A 19,826-nucleotide genomic window follows, 5' to 3' on the forward strand; every position below is an offset into this window, starting at 1 on the left:
GATTGCCTGCTTTTTTTAATACGTACGTTTCTTATAAATACCTTTTCCGCCAACTTGATTCCAGCCGGATTGCACATCCAAACTTTTATTAACAAACTTCATCTTTTCTTTTCCGCCAAAGAGTTTTTCACCAATGCTATTTGTAATGACACCAATCAATGCTGTTATTCCGATGATGAGGGCAGCAACCGTGACAAAATCAATAAAAAAAGCAATCATTTGCAAATTCCCCCTTTGCCTGTCTGTATGTTTATTGTATGAGATAAAAGATAAAAAAGAAAGAAATGTCAGAAAAATTATTGATTTATTTTAGAAATTGTATAGACATGAATGAGAATGTTTGTTAAAATAAGAACAAACGTTCCTTTTTATTCTCAATTGTATAGTCTTACATTTCTTAATTGATTTATCAAGAAAAGGTAAGAAAACGTTCTCTTTTTATAGGAAAGATTCTGGAAAAATAACTATATATCATATGAATAATCTATGAAAAGCAAGTGTTAAGAGGGTTGGAGGTATTGTTAAAGTACAGATGAATCGAGTGTGATCATGTTACATAGCAGTGGAATACACGGAAGAGTTTTCTCAATTAGAAGGAAATTTACTGTATATTTCTTGTAAAATCTATTGTATAATGATTATAGAAGTTACTTATTAAAAGTAATTGTTGTTTGCTAAAAGTTGTTGCTTACATGAAATGCGATTTTTGCACTTTGTTTTAAGACAAGGTATCGCAAAAAATTGCTGAATTTAGAAATTTAAACTGTAATTAGTACAGAATTTGTACTCTTTAAGGAGAGTGAGCTTTGTATGGTAACATTATATAGTTCTCCAAGCTGTACGTCTTGTAGAAAGGCGAAATTATGGCTAGAGGAAAATCATATTCCTTATACAGAACGTAATATTTTCTCAGATCCATTAACGATTGAGGAAATTAAAGAGATTTTACGTATGACAGAAAGCGGAACGGATGAGATTATTTCTACTCGTTCGAAAGTTTTCCAAGAATTAAATGTAAACTTAGAGTCTTTACCACTTCAAGATTTATATAAGATGATTCGTGACTATCCAGGGATTTTACGTCGTCCAATTATGATTGACGAGAAACGCCTTCAAGTAGGTTACAATGAAGACGAAATCCGCCGTTTCTTACCACGTACAGTAAGAACGTTCCAATTACGTGAAGCACAACGTCTTGTAAATTAATTATAATAATATGAAAACCTTCTACCTATTATATAGTAGAAGGTTTTTTTTAATGTTTCACATTCCGTAATCGAACTCGTTGCACGATAATCCCGATGCATAAAATGGTGAAAATAAATAAGTAAGGAATGCCTGCAGTGAAACTTGGGTTGTTATGAAAAAAGGTTGCAAGTCGGTCTTCATGTGTGACCATTTTTCCGGCTGTATAGGCGAGAATCGCTGCCCCGCAATAAATGAGGAATGGAAAGCGTTCCATAAGTATTAAAATAAGTTTGCTGCCCCAAATAATAATCGGGATAGAAATGAGTAAGCCGATTATTACGAGTAAAAATCTTCCGTGAGCTGCACCTGCAATGGCAATAACATTGTCAAACCCCATAACGAGATCCGCGAATACAATTGTACGCACAGCTTGAAATAAAGTTGTTTTCCCCTGAATAGCAGAAAGATCGTTGCTATTATCAGTTAGTAAATTTACTGCAATTAATGTAAGTAAAACGCCTCCGATAAGTTGCAGAAATGGAATGTCGAGTAAATAGACAGCTAGTATAGTAAGGATAATTCTTAGTACGATTGCTAAAAGAGTACCAATCAAAATGGCTTTATTTCGTTTCGATTCAGGTAAATTTCGACTAGCTAGTGCGATAACGATTGCATTGTCACCACCTAATACAACATCGATACCGACAATCATTAGTACAGATGTTAAAAACTCTAAGTCCATTCGTCTGCCTCCATTTATGATGTTTTAATAAGCGAACTATATGTATGTGGTGAAGAGAGAGACTAAATCATCTTCTCTAATAAAAGTTTCACTTTATTACAGTGTACGAGGAAAGGGGGAAATGTATGTCCAAATTTTTTGTGAGTAAGAAATCGCTATAATGATATATTTGTGTAGACAATCGAATAAAGATAGGCATATAACTATTTTTGTAAAATAAATCGATTTTATTTCCATTCTGGAGAATCTTATCATAAAATGAGAGTACAAGAATCTATTGATTTGTCATATGAGTGGGGAATCCCTTCATAACAATTCTAAGCAGGAAGGGAGAGTTGTATTTTGGATATTGAAAGAATTAATGACCATACGATGAAATTTTTTATTACGTACATTGATATAGAGGACAGAGGGTTTAATCGTGAAGAAATTTGGTACGACCGCGAACGAAGTGAAGAGCTCTTTTGGGAGATGATGGACGAAGCTCGTGATCATGACGATTTCTTTATTGATGGACCGTTATGGATTCAAGTGCAAGCAGTCGATAAAGGGATTGAAGTACTTGTAACGAAAGCAGAGCTTTCAAAGGATGGACAAAAGTTAGAACTACCAATAGGTGTAGATAAAATCATAGACATTCCTCTAGAGGAAGGCATTGAATCATTATTCCAGCAAGAATTAGTGGAAGAGGTAGAAGAACAAGCAGGAACAAACTTTAACGAAGATGGTACGTTTGGCTTTTTAATTAAGTTTAATGATTTGGAAGATGTCATTTCATTAAGCCACCGTCTTATCTTTGAAGATATAAAAGATGAGCTGTATTCATTTGAGAACCGCTATTATGTATATGTGGAATTCGATGAAGTGCTACATGATGAAGAAGAAATTGATCGTATTTTAAGTATTGTTTTAGAGTACGGAGAAGAATCAACTTTAACAATTCATCGTGTAAGTGAGTATGGGAAACAAATTGTGAAAGAGCATGCGCTTGAAACAATTCGCAATAATTTTCCTGCTAAAACGTAGGCCGATTTCTGTAGTATGAAATCGGCTTTTTATATGAAGAATAGGAAAGCTTTCTTAGTAAGGAGGTAAGAGATGAAAAATACGTTAAAGTTGATTTTCTTTGTTTTACTATTGTTCGCATTATTTGTTTCGTTACGTATGTTTATTGATGTAGCATTTTATTCGGATGTAATTGGGATAAAAGATGTGTCGATTCTAGGTATTATTAGTATTTTATTTACAGTATCTGCATTTTTAATTGGCTGCGTGATTTTCTTAGAGAACCGTCATCCGTCAAAAACACTTACATGGCTTATTGTGTTAGGTATTTTTCCTGTATTTGGATTCTTCGCTTATTTATTATTCGGACAGAACTTTCGGAGGAAGAGAATGTTCCAAAAGAAGGCGTTGCTCGATGAACAAGCGTTTTTACAATATAAGGGGCATGAAGATTACGAAGAACGAATTTTGCGTAATCATAAGCATCAAGAGCTTTTATTTCGTTTAGCGGATCGCCTAGGCGCTTTAAATATTTCATTTCAAACTGAAACGAGAACATTAACAAATGGAGATGAAACGTTTCAGGCCATTTTAGATGGATTAAAACGAGCGAAACATCACATTCATATGGAATATTACATTGTGCGTGATGATAAGCTTGGAACAGAAATTAAAGATATTTTAATACAAAAATCAAAAGAAGGCGTAGTTGTTCGTTTTTTATATGATGCGGTTGGAAGTTTTAGATTATCGAATTCGTATATTGAAGAATTAAACGACGCAGGTGTTGAAATGATTCCGTTTTTCCCTGTGCGCTTTCCGATTTTAAACGATAAGATTAATTATCGAAACCACCGAAAAATCGTTATTATTGATGGGAATGAAGGATTTGTAGGTGGATTAAATATTGGTGATGAATATTTAGGGAAGGATAAGTACTTCGGCTTTTGGCGAGATACGCATTTATATTTGCGTGGTGAAGCTGTTCAAAGCTTGCAACTTATTTTCCTTCAAGATTGGTTTTATATGACCGGTGAGGCTGTGCTAGCCCCTGAATATTTACAAGCGAAAGCAGTTGAGGGGGATCATTGGGGAGGCGTGCAGCTCGTTGCAGGTGGACCGGATAATAAATGGGAAACAATTAAACATTTATATTTTGCTATGATTTCTTCTGCACGGAAATCCATTTGGATTGCGACGCCGTATTTCATTCCGGATGATGATATTTTATCTGCATTAAAGGTAGCGGCACTTGCTGGTATTGATGTTCGTTTGTTAATGCCGAGTAAGCCCGATAAGCGCACCGTCTTTTACGCATCGAGATCATACTTCCCAGAGCTTTTAGATGCAGGGGTAAAGATATATGAATACGAAAAAGGTTTTCTCCATAGTAAAGTTGTCATTGTCGATTCCGATTTAGCTTCAATTGGGACCGCTAATATGGATATGAGAAGTTTTCATTTGAACTTTGAAGTAAATGCCTTTTTATATGATACAGACAGCATTCGAAAACTCGTTCAAGATTTTAAAGAGGATATAGAAGAATCAAGTGAAATTCATGTCGATCGTTTTCATAAAAGGCGTCTTCATAGACGGATTGTGGAATCAACGTATCGATTATTATCACCTTTATTATAAAAAGAGATGTCCGAAATTGGGACATCTCTTTTTTAAAAGGAATTTGTAATAAATTGTAGAATATAAGGAGCTGAAAGGGAGTGATTCCGATGTTTATCGCCAAAAGAGAAAACGGAGAAAAAATTCACCTACTCTATCATCATGATGAAGAGCTTTTACATCGTATGCGTAAAATAGAAAGCTTCTTTTGCATAGCTTGCGGGAAAGAAGTGCAAATGAAATTAGGGAAACAAAAAAGCTGGCATTTTGCTCATAAAAAAATGGAGGCATGTCTTGCTTTTTATGAAGCAGAATCTATGTATCACATGCACGGTAAAGAACTGTTATATAGGTGGTTCAAACGTCAAAACTTTCATGTAAATATAGAGCACTATCTGCCAGAGATTCAGCAACGACCAGATATTTTCATAGAGAGAGCAGGGAGGAAAATCGCGATTGAGTACCAATGCGCCAATCTCTCTATAGAGCAGCTGTACAAACGAACCTATTCGTATTGGCGAGTTGGTATACAGGTCATTTGGATTATTGGTGGAAATCATTTGAAAAAGCAATCAGCATATTGGATAAAATTCTCCTCCCTTATGGCTTTCTCCTTACAATCTTATCCTCAGCCATTTCTTATTTTTTTCTGTCCGGAACAAAAATCATTTATGAAATGCGCGTTTATCACTTTATTTTCTACAAGCGTCTCTTTCTCACATACTCTTCATTTGCCAACTGATACAACTACTTTTGAAATGCTCTTTTCTCCCGTCTCTTTCCGAAAAGAAACATTAGGTGAGGAATGGAAACAGCGAAAGAGCTACTTTCGGCAAAATGCTCTGCCGATTTGGAATTACAATCATAAGTCACTATTACGCCTCTTATATCAATGTAAATGTACCCCAGCAAATTTTCCTTCTGAAATTGGTGTGCCGCTCCCGTCTTCATTTGCTTTTCAAACAAATCCATTTATATGGCAAGCTTTTCTATATATGAAGTGTATAGGTGAGCTTGCGGTAGGGGATTATATTTCCCTCGGGTATGTGTGTAGTTATGTGAAAAAGTATACGAAAAGGCGTATGCTCCCTTACTTTTCACGGCATATATGGAAGGTAGCAGTTGCTGAATATATGGTATTTCTATGTTATGCAGGTGTATTGCAGAAAGTAGGGACTTATAAGTACCGAAAAAAAAGGGGTGTAGTTATGCTGAAAACAGAGGAGGAAGTTATGAAATATGATGAAATTTGCTTGGCGTATGCCTTATCTTTATTTGAGGCAAAGTACAACATGAGAGAAGGAAAAGGGGATATAATAAAGACTGATCGTGAAGGAATTACATAAGAAAAATCGAATTGTATGTAAGTAGAGATATTTAAAGGAGGGCTTAAAGGATGTCTGAACAAAACACAGCAAAAACATTACCAGATCGCAAAGAGATTGAAGAATCAAGTACGTGGCGATTAGAAGATATTTTCCAAACAGATGCAGAATGGGAAAAAGAATTCCAAGCCATTAAAGAGCTATTACCGAAGTTAACTGAATTTAAAGGGAAACTTGGTGACTCTGCGAACAATTTACTTGAAGCATTGCAATATGAAGATGAAATTTCAATGCGATTAGGTAAGCTATATACATATGCGCATATGCGTTACGATCAAGATACAACAAACTCTGTGTATCAAGCGTTAAATGACCGCGCGACAAATTTATATTCACAAGTATCTAGTAGCACAGCATATATTGTGCCTGAAATTTTATCGATTTCAGAAGATACATTGCAAACATTCTTGAAAGAAAATAGAGACTTAAGTGTATATGAGCATGCATTAGAAGAAATTACGCGTCAACGCCCGCACGTATTATCTGAAGCGGAAGAGGCTCTATTAGCAGAAGCATCTGAAGTTATGAGTGCATCAAGTAATACATTCGGTATGTTGAATAATGCGGATTTGAAATTCCCATCTATTAAAGGTGAGGATGGAGAAGAAGTAGAAATTACACATGGTCGTTACATTCAGTTTTTAGAAAGTGATGATCGTCGTGTGCGCGAAGATGCATTCAAAGCTGTATATGAAACGTACGGAAAATATAAGAATACATTTGCAAGTACGTTAAGCGGAGCTGTGAAACGTAACAATTTCAATGCACGTGTTCGTAAATACGATTCTGCACGTCAAGCGGCATTAAGTAATAATAATATTCCTGAAGCGGTGTATGATCAACTTGTTGAATCTGTAAATGATAATTTACACTTGCTACATCGTTACATTGATATTCGTAAGCGTGCACTAGGGCTTGATGAGCTTCATATGTATGATTTATATACACCACTTGTACCAGAAGTGAAAATGAACGTGAAGTATGAAGAAGCACAAGACATGTTATTAAAGTCTTTAAACGTGCTTGGTGATGAGTATGTTGACATTTTAAAAGACGCATATGAAAATCGCTGGGTAGATGTGTACGAGAATAAAGGAAAACGAAGCGGAGCATATTCATCTGGTGCATACGGAACAAATCCGTATATTTTAATGAACTGGCATGATAATGTAAATAATTTATATACACTTGCTCATGAGTTCGGTCATTCTGTGCATAGTTACTACACAAGAAAAACGCAGCCGCACGTATACGGTGATTATTCAATCTTCGTTGCAGAAGTTGCATCAACTTGTAATGAAGCGCTTCTAAACGATTATTTATTAAAAACGACCGAAGATAAGAAAGAGCGTCTATACTTATTAAATCATTATTTAGAAGGATTCCGTGGTACTGTATTCCGTCAAACGATGTTCGCAGAGTTTGAGCATATTATTCATAAGAAAGTACAAGAGGGACATGCGGTTACGCCAGACATGTTAACGGAGATCTACTATGATTTAAATAAGAAATATTTCGGTGATGCTTTAGTCATCGATGAAGAAATTGGTTTAGAGTGGTCTCGTATTCCGCACTTCTACTACAACTATTACGTATATCAATACGCAACAGGATTTAGTGCAGCAACAGCTCTATCTAAACAAATTTTAGAAGAAGGGCAACCAGCAGTAGAACGTTACATTAATGAGTTCTTAAAAGCAGGAAGCTCAGATTATCCAATTGAAGTTCTGAAAAAAGCTGGAGTAGATATGGCATCTCCAGAACCGGTAAAAGAAGCATTGCAAGTATTTGAAGAGAAATTAAATGAATTAGAAGCATTATTATTTGAAGAGAAGTAAGAGAAAAGACGAGGAATTTCCCTCGTCTTTTTTGCTTTGAATATTTTTGTTGATATTTGTCGGAAAAATAAAGTGATTTTCCTTCTTTTTCCTAAATTAGAAGGCAGTTTTGCGATTTTTTTTGTAGTTAAAACCCTTTAAATCGTTTTTTATGGTTGAAATAAGAGAGAGCGATGACAATGACTCCAAATAAAAGAGGGAAGGCAATAATTTTAGGAAAAGCTTGTAGTAGAGAGAGGATGTACAAGAAAAAAGAAACGATGACAGCTAGTAAGATAAGTAAAATATATGTTTTTTTCATACAGAACACCTCCAAAATAGCTTTTTTATAGCTTATTCAGAAATGAAAACGTTTAGAATGTGACAAAAGTGTGAAATTCGACAAAAGGGGTTGTCATCTGACGTCGAATCTTGTAATATAATAAGCGTGAACGAATTCACATACAAACATATACCCCTTTGTTTGAACGTGAAAATTTCTCCCATCCCCTTTAATATTTTTATAAGCCGTAAAGAAAAAGACCTGGTGTTTTACACCAGGTCTTTTTCTTTTGCTATCCATTTCCAATAACGCTCACATTTTACGTCAATCATTTGTACTTTTCGTTTCAGTTGTAATTTTTTTAGTTCACGCTCGATCTCTTGCTGCGAGCAGTCATATATAAATGCTACTTCTTTTGAAGAGATAAATTGCGTGGCTTCTAATAATACTTCTAAAGGTGGTAACGGTTCTGGTTCAATTTCACATTTTACAAGTTCTTTCAATAATTGTACGTATACGTCGTAAGAATAAGTTCCAGCGATTTTAATACCTTCTTCATCTGAATTCGCATGAAAAAATACGAGAGAAGGTATTTCTGTAATATGCATCTCATTTGTGAATTTTAAGTCACATTGGAAAGCTTTTTTTGCGCTAGTGGAATGTAGGTCTTTTTTAAATTCTTCTACATCAATACCGCTATCTCTTGCACAGGCAAGTAATAATTCGCAGTCAGGGTTTGATACATTTTCAAGGAAAATGTATTCTTGGAGTTTTCGCAAAAACTTCGAACCTGCTTTTCGGCCCTGCAACTCCGCTGCCTTAATTGCCATCGATACTAAATATGGTGTTGACGATGCCTCTTGCATATGTACCTTTCCATCACATGAAAAACCTTGTAAACTTGTTGTCTTTTCCCACACAAATCGAATATTAGCAGGTTTATTCCATTTGTGTGAGGAAGCGTTCGTTCCGTCCACTTTTCCTGTTACGATATGACGGATAGAGAAGTATTTCCCGTATTCAAGCCATAGTTTAATAATAAAGGGCTCAATTTCCCAGCAATCTTTACAAAGTGGATCAATAAATAAATATGCTTCTACAGACTTATGCTCACATGCGGAAGGAGATGGCATATTTATATGCTTTGCTTCCTGCTTATCCATTACACTTCACCTGTTTCATTTGGAGTATTAACCATATGCTGAGCAGTTAATGCTAAACGTTCAAAAACGAACTCTCTTATATGACCGTGCACTCCTGTGTCATCCATTGCTTGCTCCATACATGATAGCCAAGCCTCTGCTCGTTTTGGAGTAATCTCAAACGGAAGATGGCGTGCTCTTAACATAGGATGACCATGTTCTTCAGTGTACAAATTAGGACCACCTAAATATTGTGTTAAAAATTGTTTTTGCTTCCTAGCGGTTTCTGTTAAATCATCCGGGAAGATGGGAGATAGGTCAGGGTGTTTACTGACATAGGAATAAAATGTGTCTACTAATATTGCAATGCATTGTTCACCGCCAATTGCCTCAAATGGTGTCATCGGTTGCTTGCTCATCCTTTATAAACTCCTTTTTCCATGAAATGTATATCTATTGTAGCAATGGAATGTTCCAGAGGGCAAATAAACAGCCTTCATAACGTTCTTTGCTTATTCTACAGATGTAAAAGAATCTGTTCCTTTTAAAAAGTGAGATATATCCACTAGTAGAACGTATTCACTAGTGGAATTTTCACTTTAGCGTGCTTTGTTTTGTTTGGCAAGGAAAAAGCGTTTTACTTTATTATTTGTATGACGGATTGGTATGTCATGTTGCTTTAATAAATGCATAAATGCAGCTTTGCCTGTTTCTTCATCTTGCACTTCAAATTCAATTTCATAATCATCGTGATTGTAATAGAAACTATGATCAAAGACAAGTGTTCCGCCTTCAAATAGCGTTTCGGCTCTTTCAGTTGTTAAACTACCCATATAAGTTAAAGTGGAAACAGGAATTTGTAATTTGTGTAGTTGATCCATTACAGTCCCTGGAATGATTACGTTTGTTTCCATCATCATTCTTGCTTTGTCTTCTGTTACGACTTGATGAGTTTCCAGCAAGCCGACTTCTGCAGGTTGTTTCAATGTTAATGTATAAGTTTCTCCTTTATGACGAATACGAAGTGCAGAGCCAGCTTCTTTTAATGAGAAGCCTGGTGTTTCAAAGTAGTGATTCACCTGTTTCGTAAATACCTCAATAGAGAATGATTTACATAATGTATCGAATTCTGCTTCTGTAACAATATTTTTAAATTCAATTTCAATTTCTTGTGTCATTGTATACGCGCTCCTTTTAAAAAATAATTCTTTACACATTATCGCTTTTTCATAAATTTGGTTCAATGTTTTATTTGTTTGCGTCCATGTTATGATACAATAATACTGTTAAGTAAGACAGGAAGTTGAGATGGAGGAGTTAGAGCATGCAAAATAAAATTCAAGTTAAGAGCGTAGAAAAGAGAGAGAATGCGCTTATTTTTTGTGCGGAAAATAATGAAATAGAGGTAAAGGAGTTAAGTACGCGTAATCACGTACTTGTAGACTCAGACAATTTATCATTTTTATATATTTTAGAAAACGAATCATCTTTCATTTATGTAAGTATTCCGCACACATGCTGGGAAGCAATGCATGAAGCGATGAATAACGATATAGTAATGTTCGTTCGTGTGAATGACGTTGAAATGGAATTAGAAAATTTAAAAGAAGAAGTAGAATATTTAGTTGAAAATATTGAAGGTAATGCAAATTACGGAGAAGAACTAGTAACTGCTGTAGAAAAAGTATTTCTATAAGCAAATGGATTGATTTTGGTGGTGGTTGAAATGAATCGAAATTGGGAAGAATTTTTAGCACCTTACCATCAAGCGGTGGCAGAGCTGAAAGTGAAACTAAAAGGAATGCGTACTCAATTTTCAATGTTAACAGAGCATTCTCCAATTGAGTTTGTAACTGGAAGGGTAAAGTCGGTTGCTAGTATTATTGATAAAGCGGAGAAGAGAAATGTGCCGCTAGATCGGCTAAGAGAAGATATGCAAGACATCGCGGGCCTTCGAATGATGTGTCAATTTGTTGATGAAATTAAGCCTGTTGTAGAATATCTTCGAAAACGAAATGACTTTGAAATCGTGGAAGAACGTGATTATGTCACGCAAAAGAAAGATAGCGGTTATCGTTCTTATCACGTTGTCATTAGTTATCCAGTTCAAACGATTCAGGGAGAAAAAAAAGTATTAGTAGAAATCCAAATACGCACGTTAGCAATGAATTTTTGGGCAACAATTGAGCATTCTTTAAATTATAAATATAGTGGACGTTTTCCTGAAGATATTAAAATACGCTTGCAACGCGCAGCGGAAGCAGCATTTTTATTAGATGAAGAAATGTCCTCTATCCGTCTTGAAATTCAAGAAGCGCAGAAAGCTTTTTCAAGAAAACAAGAAACGAAAGATTCCGAATCATAAACTAAAGGGTGTTGGGCGATGAAATTTACAATTATGTCAAAGGGAGATCAATCATCAGATACATTGGCAGGCACGATGAAAGAGTACTTGCTAGATTTTGGATTTATAATGGATGAAAAGGAACCCGATATTGTAATTTCTGTTGGGGGAGATGGAACGCTTTTATATGCGTTTCATCGTTACTATAATCGATTGGATGAAACAGCGTTTGTTGGTGTACATACAGGGCATTTAGGTTTCTATGCAGATTGGTTACCGACAGAAGTAGAGAAATTAGTAATTGCAATTGCTAAAACACCATTCCAAGTGGTGGAATATCCACTTTTAGAAGTGATTATTCGCTATGTGAATGGGAGTAAAGAGTCACAGTATTTGGCGATGAATGAAGCAACTGTTAAAAGTGCGGAAGGTACATTAGTAACAGAAGTGGAAATACGCGGAGAGTACTTCGAAACGTTCCGCGGAGATGGCCTTTGTATTTCTACTCCTTCGGGAAGTACTGCGTATAATAAGGCGCTTGGCGGAGCAATTATTCACCCTTCTATTGAAGCGATTCAAATTGCAGAAATGGCATCTATTAATAATCGTGTGTTTCGTACGGTAGGTTCGCCGCTCGTACTGCCGAAGCATCATACATGTGTGTTGAAGCCGGCTGCAGGAATGAACTTACAAATTACGGTGGACCATTTAACGATGGTGCATCAAGATGTGAAATCAATCCAGTATCGCGTTGCAAACGAGAAAGTACGATTTGTTCGTTTCCGTCCATTCCCGTTTTGGAAACGAGTTCGTGACTCGTTTGTTGCAGATAAATAGAAAGGGTTTATATATTTGAACAGATTTACATTGAAATGGGATATAGAATCGGCTGAAGAGGGAGCTTTAGTTAGAGAATTTTTAAAAACAAAAGGGATTTCTAAAGCTGCATTAACGGATATAAAGTTTCACGGCGGAGCTATTGAAGTAAATGGTCAGCATGCGAGCGTTCGTCATCAGTTGCAAGCTGGTGAAGAATTACGTGTCTTTTTTCCAGTGGAGGAAAGAAGCGAAGGGATGGTTGCAGAAGATATTCCTTTGTGTATCGTATATGAAGATGACGCGGTTCTTGTCATAAACAAAGAGGCAGACATGTCAACGATTCCGTCTAGAGAACATCCGGCAGGGAGTGTTGCGAATGCGCTCTTATCTCATTATGATAAGCAGCATCTTGCAAGTACAGTGCATATTGTAACAAGATTAGATCGTGATACTTCAGGGCTTATGCTTATTGCAAAAAATCGTTTCGTGCATCATCTTTTATCGAAACAGCATCAACAAAAAGCTGTGAAAAGAACGTATGAAGCAATCGTGCATGGTGAGATTCTCGAACGAGAAGGAACGATTGACGCACCGATTGGACGAAAATCGGATAGCATTATTGAGCGAACGGTTTGTGATAAGGGGCAAAGAGCAGTTACTCACTTTAGAGTGATTGATAGCGCCTATCATAAGACGCATGTATCACTTGAGCTTGAGACAGGAAGAACGCATCAAATTCGTGTACATATGGCTCATATAGGACATCCGTTACTTGGCGATACTTTATATGGTGGGAAAAGGGATGAAATGAAACGACAAGCACTTCACAGTACATCATTGACGTTTTATCATCCTGTTTTAGAGAAGGAAATGTCTTTCACTACAACGATTCCAAGCGATATGCAGGAGGTAGTAAGGCATACTTAAAAAGGGAACAAAATTCTTATGTAATGAAGAATTTTGTTCCCTTTTTTCTTAGCGGAATAATATTAAAATTTGATTTTCACCCGTGCGCTTTATAACGAAAAATCCACTTTCGGATTTTGTTGCAATGCCATCGTTATTTGGACGACAATATCCATGCGTTTCGCAAGTGCCGTCATCGCGTACTAGCATTTGTCCAATTAATCCGACAGGAAGCCACTCGGCACGATCTTTTCTTGCTATATATTTGCAAGCTGGATCCCATTCTGTATTTAAAAGAGGTTGTATGTCTTGCGATTCCGCACATACATATTGACGTTTTCCAAAGCTATCTGTTTTGTAGCGTTTCTGCCAACTTAAAGCACCGCTATTTCCTATAAGTGCCGGGGTTGCGCTAGATATTCCTAAAATGAATGAATCGTTTGAAGTAGCGATCCGAATTTTTTCTTCGCTACTAAATGTAACGAAATAACCTACATCAATAAGATTATTGTCTGCTGTTTCAAACATTTGTGCAAAATCAGTTCCACTTGCATTGTAAGAAGCGCCATCAATATACATTTCCCCATTATGAGCAAGCCACTTTGCACCAATATGACGATCGGTTTCATTTGTACCGTTAGCAATAAACCAAGAATAAGATTCTTCTGCTGTGCCGAAGCGCCCCATAATATGGCTACCTGCAAAATGAGCCGTTGATGTATGATTACCTTCCGCATGAGAAGAGAATCCGTTAGCGATAGTCGCGGTTCCTTCTGCATGTGCTGCTTCGCCTAAAGCGATTGTATGTTTACCTTCCGCATGAGAATAAGAGCCGCCTGCTGTCGTTTCACTTCCTTCACTATGGGAACTATGTCCAGTTGCTTTCGTTTTTGACCCTTCTGCATGAGAGAAAGAAGCTTTTGCGTGTGTAAGAAGCCCTTCTGCATGTGAAGCTGTCCCCTCTGCATTAGAGTGAAGCCCTTCTGCATGTGCATACCGCCCACCTTTTTTCACTTTTGTATTTTCAGGTGTAGGGGTTTGAATTATGATCGTTTTTTCCGTTTGTATATCATTGGATGGTGCTAATGCTTCTTTTATTTTCTTCACTTGATTGATAATAGCAGCTGGAATTTCTGCTTCTGCTTTTTTATTTATTGCTACAGGTATATTTTCTTCTATATTTTTCTCTGTTTGCTCAGAGGGCACAATCTGTTCATTATGAGTAGAGAGAGGTTTATTTTTTTGCTGCATCTTTGTTTTTCTATTATCAATTATGCGGCTCATTACAGCATTTTCTAAAGAGACATATTTTGGTCTGGCTTTGTTTTTGGGGGAAGCCTCTTGTCCTTCCAGTTCTTCTAAAGCTGCAGCTCGGATGCTGCACCAGTTGTTAATTCCGTACATGGGCAGATAAAAAGGCGGGCATTTTCTTTTTTGTTTAGAAGATTTTTTCTTCATTCTGTCACCTCCTGCGACAGTATATGCCGTGTAATGAAAAAAAGATGCACTTTATTGCATCTTTTTTTCATTACTTTACCTAGTTTTTGTATGAGAGCGGCCTAAATGATATGGTAATCCCTCGTAAGTTATGAAATTGGGCGAAACTTCTCTGGGACAAAAGGTAGGGAGGAAGGGACAGAAACAGTCTCCATTTCGGGATAACGTAATCCAGTTAAACGCCCGCCAAATACAGCACCAGTGTCAATATTAACTGTATGATTTACAAAGCGAGGTTCTTTTACAGGTGTATGTCCATATATAATCCAATATTTTCCTTTGTATTCCTTCGCCCAGTCGCGACGGACAGGAGAGCCGTCAGCATGTTTTTCTCCTGTAATATCGCCATATAATACAAAGGTTTGTACTTTTTTATCTTGTCTTCCTATGTAATCTTGCCGAATTCCGGCGTGACATACAATTAACCTTTTTTCATCGAGTACGTGATATAAAGGGGATTGTTCATAAAGTGTGATGAATTTTTCTTTTATAATATTTTGTTTATGAGAAGGCAGTGCTTCATATTCAGCAACAGTTGTTTCGAGCCCGTGAGCGATTGATACGTTACGCCCAAGGAAAAATCGGTATAGTTTATTACAGTGATTTCCCGGAGCGTAATAAGCTACTTTTTTATTGATGACAAGTTCCCATACAATTTCAATCATACGTAATGAATGAGGGCCCCGATCTGTAATATCACCAACAAATGCAAGCTTACGTTGATCAGGGTGGATCGGTAGGTCACTATTCCACTTATATCCGAGTTTCGTCGTTAAATCTTGAAACTCTTGGAAGCATCCATGAATATCCCCTATAATGTCATATTTCATATTTAAACCTCCATCATATTTTCCATTAGTATATCTAAAAAAGGATAGAGATAAAGTGAAACTTTAATCAGTGGGGGTGTTCTTCATCCCCCACTGATTATTAGCCCTCACCAATCGGACTTTAATGGGCAGCCCGACCCCCACCTAACTTCTTTGCTTTCGCTGAATTTTAAGGTGGGGGTCTTACTGCCCATTAAAGCTTGATAAAAATATACCGTTTTTGTACTTCATTTAAACATAAAAATTTTCGTCCTTGAGCGAACGTTCAAAACAAATCCAATCGCTATCATGTATGTGAGTAAGGAACTTCCTCCGTAGCTCATAAGGGGTAGTGTGATTCCTGTAATAGGGAGTAACCCGATAGTCATCCCGATATTTTGAAATACTTGAAAAGTAAACATTCCGATTGTACCAGCGCAGATGTAACTACCAAAAGGATCATTACTTTCTAAAGCGATATGAATCATGCGGAAAATGAGTAGGAAAAAAAGTGCAATAATGACACTTGCGCCTAAAAAGCCGAATTGTTCAGCGACATTAGTGAAAATAAAATCTGTATGTGGTTCTGGAAAGTATACTTGTCCATTTTCCCAACCTTTACCATGCATTTCTCCTGATCCAGTAGCTAAGAAAGCTTGTCTTAATTGATAGCCTTGCGCATCATATTTGTATGGAGCTAACCAGCCATAAAAGCGATTTAGTTGATATTCTTGTAAAATGTGTGCTTTAAAGAATTTTGTATGAGTAAAAAAAATATAAGTTAATGTAACGCCAGCTGCAGAAATGCCAGAAACTAATCCGAAAATAAAACGCCAACGTATACCAGAAACTAGTATCATTGCTGCGAGCATAGCTGAAATTACCATCGTATTTCCTAAATCAGGTTCCTTTGCAATAAGCAGCAGAGGTGGCAAACTTGTTGCACATATTTTTCCGAGTAATAAAAAATCGTCGTGTATTGTTCGGGAAAAATATTTCTCATTGTGATTTGCTATAATTCGTCCGGTGACGAGGATTAAAAACAATTTCATAATTTCAGAAGGCTGGAAATTTCCGATGCCTGGGAGCCTGTACCAAGCGGTAGCGCCTTTAATTGTGACGGCACCTGGTACTTGAAGTTCTAGTCCAATGAGTAGTACCAATGCAAAGCTATATAAATACCAAGCAATTTTTTGATAACGATCGAAATCAATAATCATAATGACACCAATGGCTATAAATCCAATGAAGTACCATTGGATTTGCTTTAATACAAAATTTACGCTTTGCAAAAATGGTGGTAAAGAAGCTTGTGCACTTGCAATTGCAAAGCAACTAACAGTCCCAATGGCAAATAAGATGAATAGTAATACGTAGTCTATTTGATATTGAGAATTTGGATCTTTCAATGTATGTATTCCTTTCTATCGCCTAGTAAGTATATGGATCATGTCATGATAAAAATAATATACAAGCAGACTATGCATACATTTATTCCACTTTTTGTGGGAAGTCATACATCACGAGGAAGGAATAGCTCCTCCCTTGTGATAGACTATATTGCACGGAGCTCTTTTGTAATGATATTTAAACAATGGGAAAGGCGGGCATGTGTATTTATATCTGGAATGAGGTTTGGGAATAAATTGTAAAATTTGACTGCATTTTTATACCATCCGTAAGCTCTTATCAAACCCTTTTTATAATATTTAGTGTCTTGTAAGAAACCATACTTTTTTGAGGTTAAAACGAGCTGAGAAAAATCTTCACAGCCCTCAAGGAATTTGTGACGTACTTGCTGTCCCGTATGAAGGCGGAATGAACTTAAAGGCTCAGTGATATACATCGCATCACCTTTTGAAAGTAAACTTATCCAAGAGGCCATATCAACACTACAACCATATTTTCTGCCATTTAAAGTGCCGAAAGGATCCGTTAATAGGCTTTTTCTAAAGAGTACGATTGTAGGTTCACCGATAATATTTTGTCCTGCCATAAGCATACGGTTTCCAAAATCTTTCCCATTTAGTAGCGTATCTTCATCATATAATTTTTTCATGGAGGGATGTTGTTCAATTATATCTCCATTATCATCAATCCAAGTGCGATAGGATGTGATAAGTGCGAGATTTTTATTTAAGTCTTGTTGGAAATAAAACATCATTTTTTCGATTTTATTATTATAAAATGTATCATCGTCCATCAAGAAATTTATGTACTCTCCATTTGAATGTTCTAAGAGCATAAGAGCGTTATGAAATTGTCCTAGCGTAGAGGCGTTTCGAATGTATGTTATATGTTTATGCTTATGTAAATAATGTCTGTATATTAATTTTTCTGTTTCATTATTTGTACTATCGTCCCCTACAATGATTTCAATATTTGAATACGTTTGTGCTAATGCACTTTCTAAAGCAATTTTAAAATAATGTGGTCGATTATAGGTGGGAATAAGAATGGAAACGAGAGGCGGATTTTTTATATTATTCATATACAACTACCTTTCAGAAGTTTTTTGTGTAAGAATAATATCTTGATAACTTGTGTGTGCAGTTCTGCTACACCATGAACCATAATGAGTGGGGGACTGTACTTCTAGCCCATATTTATTTAATAGGGTACGAATATCTTCCTCAGGATAGGCAACTGCGAAATTCGGAATATCTTTATTTAGAACATAACAATTATCAATTTGATGATAAAAACCTAACGTACTTAGTCCGGCATTTAAGTAATAGGATGATTCAGGATTAATTAAAAAGAAAGTAATAAAACATCTCCCATCTTTTTTTAGAACTCGTGCAATCTCGCGTACGTAATGTTCTAATTCTTTCGGAAGGAGATGGGTAAATACAGACGTTAAAAAAATAAAATCAAATGATTCATCTTCATATGGAAACTTGTATTGGGAGGCATCTTCTTTTCCATCGGGATTGTAGAACTGATTATATATATCGACATGTTCAAAATGGAAATTGTTACGGCGTGTTGAAATGTTACTTTTGCACCATGTAATTCCAGCATTAAATAAGTCAAATCCATAATAAGTACCATCATCGCTTAAATAATTCATTAATGGAACCGCCATTCGGCCGATGCCACAACCTACATCTAACACTGTTTCATTTGATTTTAAATTGCCAATTTCAATAAAGTACTGCATAAACTCTTTTCCAACTTCTTCAAAGTTACCACCTACATATTGAACGAGTTCTGGGGGTGGAATTAATGTGATTTTTTTCTCGTTTTCGTTCATACATTCACTCCGTCCTTGTAGTAAAGTAGGGGATTTCTATTGTCCATTTATAGTGAGGGGAACTTTACACAATTCGTTCTTATGAATAAATAGTGTAATAGAACCCCTCAAAAAATAAAATTATATTCTATTCTTTTCGCCAATAAATACCGAAATCATCAATTGTAGTAATAGGAGCTTTTAAGTTTCTTTCATTTCTGAAATCTGTTACAGCTTCGGCGCATGTTACCAATCCGTAATCATCAATAATAATATAGCCACCTGTTGAAACTTTATCGTATAAGTTAACAAGACTATCCATTGTTGATTCATACATATCACCATCAAGGCGAGCAATTGCAATTTTTTCTACTGGTGCGGAAGGTAAAGTATCTTTAAACCAACCCTTTAAAAATTTCACCTGATCATTTAATAAATCGTATTTTCTAAAGTTTTCTTGCACTGTTTCTAAGGAAACTCGTAAGTAATCGAATGTATGCAAATAATCACCGTAATCTTTCGGGTATTGTTCTAAGTTAGGTGCGGGCAGACCTTCAAACGAATCGGCAACCCACACAGTACGATCCGTAATATTATTTGCTTGTAAAAAACCATTCATAAAAATGCATGATCCTCCACGCCATACACCAGTTTCAATAAAATCACCTTCTATATTTTCCCTGACAACAGTTTCCATAGCCTCATGTAATTGATTCATACGTTTTCGCCCAACCATACTGTGTGCTGCTCTTGGCCAATCCTTTCCACCTTGACGCTCACTTTTTGAAACGTTAGGATCAACGATTTTTAAATTGTGATTTTCTACGTACTGCTTAAGAAATAAAGGAAGTGGAACTGTAACTGGTTCATATGATAGCTCTTTAGATATATGTAAAGAAGCAGGTAAGTATGGTTCGTATTCTAACCATATTTCAAATAAAATGGTTTTCTTTAATAACTCGAGATAAAGCTGGACAGCAGATTTATTTTCCATATAAGAGCCTCCTGCAGAATGTCATACAACATTATGACTATGT

At 36.2% G+C, this 19,826-nt stretch carries 21 protein-coding genes; 9 read left to right on the plus strand and 12 right to left on the minus strand.

All coding sequences use genetic code 11. The features are described from left to right. Nucleotides 1-15: 15 nt before the first annotated feature. Nucleotides 16-219 (minus strand): hypothetical protein, encoded by a 204-nt coding sequence (locus tag PDL00_RS19535; RefSeq protein WP_000559978.1) that lies wholly within the window; start codon nt 217-219, stop codon nt 16-18. Between the two features lie 591 nt (nt 220-810). Here PDL00_RS19535 and spx point away from each other — a divergent pair. Continuing rightward, complete coding sequence (gene spx / locus PDL00_RS19540; RefSeq protein ID WP_000258267.1) at nt 811-1,206, plus strand: transcriptional regulator Spx; 396 nt, start codon at nt 811-813, stop codon at nt 1,204-1,206. A gap of 49 nt (nt 1,207-1,255) precedes the next feature. Here the strand turns inward: spx and PDL00_RS19545 are convergent, their stop codons facing one another. Beyond that, complete coding sequence (locus PDL00_RS19545) at nt 1,256-1,930, minus strand: TerC family protein (protein WP_098596768.1); 675 nt, start codon at nt 1,928-1,930, stop codon at nt 1,256-1,258. A 342-nt stretch (nt 1,931-2,272) separates the two neighbouring features. On the opposite strand from PDL00_RS19545, the gene mecA reads away from it, so the two are divergent. The 4 genes from mecA to pepF all read left to right on the plus strand — a co-directional run bounded on the left by mecA (nt 2,273) and on the right by pepF (nt 7,775). Next, nucleotides 2,273-2,956 (plus strand): adaptor protein MecA, encoded by a 684-nt coding sequence (gene mecA, locus PDL00_RS19550; protein ID WP_242251441.1) that lies wholly within the window; start codon nt 2,273-2,275, stop codon nt 2,954-2,956. A gap of 72 nt (nt 2,957-3,028) precedes the next feature. Then, nucleotides 3,029-4,573: a cardiolipin synthase gene (locus PDL00_RS19555; RefSeq protein ID WP_000799208.1), complete on the plus strand. Its 1,545-nt coding sequence runs from the start codon at nt 3,029-3,031 to the stop codon at nt 4,571-4,573. 80 nt (nt 4,574-4,653) lie between these two features. After that, nucleotides 4,654-5,898 carry a competence protein CoiA gene (locus tag PDL00_RS19560; RefSeq protein WP_270730779.1) on the plus strand — a complete coding sequence of 415 codons (1,245 nt, stop codon included), beginning with the start codon at nt 4,654-4,656 and terminating at the stop codon, nt 5,896-5,898. A 50-nt stretch (nt 5,899-5,948) separates the two neighbouring features. Then, the gene (pepF, locus tag PDL00_RS19565; RefSeq protein WP_270730781.1) at nt 5,949-7,775 is read left to right on the plus strand and encodes an oligoendopeptidase F; all 1,827 of its coding nucleotides are present in this window, start codon (nt 5,949-5,951) and stop codon (nt 7,773-7,775) included. Between the two features lie 127 nt (nt 7,776-7,902). Here the strand turns inward: pepF and PDL00_RS19570 are convergent, their stop codons facing one another. From PDL00_RS19570 to PDL00_RS19585, 4 genes are all read right to left on the minus strand, one after another. Next, complete coding sequence (locus tag PDL00_RS19570; RefSeq protein ID WP_046957017.1) at nt 7,903-8,076, minus strand: hypothetical protein; 174 nt, start codon at nt 8,074-8,076, stop codon at nt 7,903-7,905. A gap of 230 nt (nt 8,077-8,306) precedes the next feature. Further along, the gene (locus PDL00_RS19575) at nt 8,307-9,200 is read right to left on the minus strand and encodes a ClpXP adapter SpxH family protein (RefSeq protein ID WP_000360655.1); all 894 of its coding nucleotides are present in this window, start codon (nt 9,198-9,200) and stop codon (nt 8,307-8,309) included. After that, the gene (locus PDL00_RS19580; RefSeq protein ID WP_000043382.1) at nt 9,200-9,598 is read right to left on the minus strand and encodes a globin domain-containing protein; all 399 of its coding nucleotides are present in this window, start codon (nt 9,596-9,598) and stop codon (nt 9,200-9,202) included. Before PDL00_RS19580 ends, PDL00_RS19575 begins: the two co-directional genes overlap by 1 nt. A 180-nt stretch (nt 9,599-9,778) precedes the next feature. Next, a complete protein-coding gene (locus PDL00_RS19585; RefSeq protein WP_242251427.1) occupies nt 9,779-10,357 on the minus strand; it encodes a CYTH domain-containing protein in 579 nt (192 codons plus the stop codon). Nucleotides 10,358-10,503: 146 nt separating this feature from the next. On the opposite strand from PDL00_RS19585, the gene PDL00_RS19590 reads away from it, so the two are divergent. Genes PDL00_RS19590 through PDL00_RS19605 form a run of 4 tightly spaced genes read left to right on the plus strand, consistent with a single transcriptional unit; the run spans nt 10,504 to nt 13,269 of the window. After that, entirely contained in the window at nt 10,504-10,875 is a 372-nt protein-coding gene (locus PDL00_RS19590; RefSeq protein WP_242251425.1) for a hypothetical protein, read from the plus strand. Nucleotides 10,876-10,905: 30 nt separating this feature from the next. After that, nucleotides 10,906-11,544 carry a GTP pyrophosphokinase gene (locus PDL00_RS19595; RefSeq protein ID WP_242251423.1) on the plus strand — a complete coding sequence of 213 codons (639 nt, stop codon included), beginning with the start codon at nt 10,906-10,908 and terminating at the stop codon, nt 11,542-11,544. Between the two features lie 18 nt (nt 11,545-11,562). Continuing rightward, entirely contained in the window at nt 11,563-12,360 is a 798-nt protein-coding gene (locus PDL00_RS19600) for an NAD kinase (protein WP_000673186.1), read from the plus strand. Between the two features lie 15 nt (nt 12,361-12,375). Beyond that, nucleotides 12,376-13,269 (plus strand): RluA family pseudouridine synthase, encoded by an 894-nt coding sequence (locus PDL00_RS19605; protein ID WP_270730785.1) that lies wholly within the window; start codon nt 12,376-12,378, stop codon nt 13,267-13,269. Nucleotides 13,270-13,317: 48 nt separating this feature from the next. Here the strand turns inward: PDL00_RS19605 and PDL00_RS19610 are convergent, their stop codons facing one another. The 6 genes from PDL00_RS19610 to PDL00_RS19635 form a co-directional block, all read right to left on the minus strand. Further along, nucleotides 13,318-14,706: a peptidase G2 autoproteolytic cleavage domain-containing protein gene (locus tag PDL00_RS19610; protein WP_270730787.1), complete on the minus strand. Its 1,389-nt coding sequence runs from the start codon at nt 14,704-14,706 to the stop codon at nt 13,318-13,320. A 128-nt stretch (nt 14,707-14,834) separates the two neighbouring features. Next, nucleotides 14,835-15,575, minus strand: coding sequence for a bis(5'-nucleosyl)-tetraphosphatase PrpE (prpE, locus tag PDL00_RS19615; RefSeq protein WP_242255576.1), 741 nt, complete (start codon nt 15,573-15,575; stop codon nt 14,835-14,837). A 227-nt stretch (nt 15,576-15,802) separates the two neighbouring features. After that, entirely contained in the window at nt 15,803-16,963 is a 1,161-nt protein-coding gene (locus tag PDL00_RS19620) for an FtsW/RodA/SpoVE family cell cycle protein (RefSeq protein ID WP_270730789.1), read from the minus strand. Between the two features lie 146 nt (nt 16,964-17,109). Continuing rightward, nucleotides 17,110-18,045: a glycosyltransferase family 2 protein gene (locus tag PDL00_RS19625; protein ID WP_270730791.1), complete on the minus strand. Its 936-nt coding sequence runs from the start codon at nt 18,043-18,045 to the stop codon at nt 17,110-17,112. A gap of 6 nt (nt 18,046-18,051) precedes the next feature. Further along, complete coding sequence (locus tag PDL00_RS19630) at nt 18,052-18,810, minus strand: class I SAM-dependent methyltransferase (protein ID WP_242255571.1); 759 nt, start codon at nt 18,808-18,810, stop codon at nt 18,052-18,054. Between the two features lie 127 nt (nt 18,811-18,937). Continuing rightward, entirely contained in the window at nt 18,938-19,783 is an 846-nt protein-coding gene (locus PDL00_RS19635; RefSeq protein WP_098109762.1) for a TylF/MycF family methyltransferase, read from the minus strand. Nucleotides 19,784-19,826: the final 43 nt, after the last annotated feature.

The organism is Bacillus cereus group sp. TH152-1LC, from assembly GCF_027710505.1.
Taxonomy (GTDB): Bacteria; Bacillota; Bacilli; order Bacillales; family Bacillaceae_G; genus Bacillus_A; species Bacillus_A mobilis.

What these genes read in the sequence shown, in the direction of transcription:
- PDL00_RS19600 (WP_000673186.1), top strand. Translation starts at nt 11,563, where the DNA reads ATGAAATTTACAATTATGTCAAAGGGAGATCAATCATCAGATACATTG.
- PDL00_RS19575 (WP_000360655.1), bottom strand. Translation starts at nt 9,200, where the DNA reads ATGGATAAGCAGGAAGCAAAGCATATAAATATGCCATCTCCTTCCGCA.
- PDL00_RS19555 (WP_000799208.1), top strand. Translation starts at nt 3,029, where the DNA reads ATGAAAAATACGTTAAAGTTGATTTTCTTTGTTTTACTATTGTTCGCA.
- PDL00_RS19625 (WP_270730791.1), bottom strand. Translation starts at nt 18,045, where the DNA reads ATGAATAATATAAAAAATCCGCCTCTCGTTTCCATTCTTATTCCCACC.
- PDL00_RS19635 (WP_098109762.1), bottom strand. Translation starts at nt 19,783, where the DNA reads ATGGAAAATAAATCTGCTGTCCAGCTTTATCTCGAGTTATTAAAGAAA.
- PDL00_RS19545 (WP_098596768.1), bottom strand. Translation starts at nt 1,930, where the DNA reads ATGGACTTAGAGTTTTTAACATCTGTACTAATGATTGTCGGTATCGAT.
- PDL00_RS19590 (WP_242251425.1), top strand. Translation starts at nt 10,504, where the DNA reads ATGCAAAATAAAATTCAAGTTAAGAGCGTAGAAAAGAGAGAGAATGCG.
- spx (WP_000258267.1), top strand. Translation starts at nt 811, where the DNA reads ATGGTAACATTATATAGTTCTCCAAGCTGTACGTCTTGTAGAAAGGCG.
- PDL00_RS19585 (WP_242251427.1), bottom strand. Translation starts at nt 10,357, where the DNA reads ATGACACAAGAAATTGAAATTGAATTTAAAAATATTGTTACAGAAGCA.
- PDL00_RS19580 (WP_000043382.1), bottom strand. Translation starts at nt 9,598, where the DNA reads ATGAGCAAGCAACCGATGACACCATTTGAGGCAATTGGCGGTGAACAA.
- prpE (WP_242255576.1), bottom strand. Translation starts at nt 15,575, where the DNA reads ATGAAATATGACATTATAGGGGATATTCATGGATGCTTCCAAGAGTTT.
- pepF (WP_270730781.1), top strand. Translation starts at nt 5,949, where the DNA reads ATGTCTGAACAAAACACAGCAAAAACATTACCAGATCGCAAAGAGATT.
- PDL00_RS19570 (WP_046957017.1), bottom strand. Translation starts at nt 8,076, where the DNA reads ATGAAAAAAACATATATTTTACTTATCTTACTAGCTGTCATCGTTTCT.
- PDL00_RS19610 (WP_270730787.1), bottom strand. Translation starts at nt 14,706, where the DNA reads ATGAAGAAAAAATCTTCTAAACAAAAAAGAAAATGCCCGCCTTTTTAT.
- PDL00_RS19595 (WP_242251423.1), top strand. Translation starts at nt 10,906, where the DNA reads ATGAATCGAAATTGGGAAGAATTTTTAGCACCTTACCATCAAGCGGTG.
- PDL00_RS19535 (WP_000559978.1), bottom strand. Translation starts at nt 219, where the DNA reads ATGATTGCTTTTTTTATTGATTTTGTCACGGTTGCTGCCCTCATCATC.
- PDL00_RS19630 (WP_242255571.1), bottom strand. Translation starts at nt 18,810, where the DNA reads ATGAACGAAAACGAGAAAAAAATCACATTAATTCCACCCCCAGAACTC.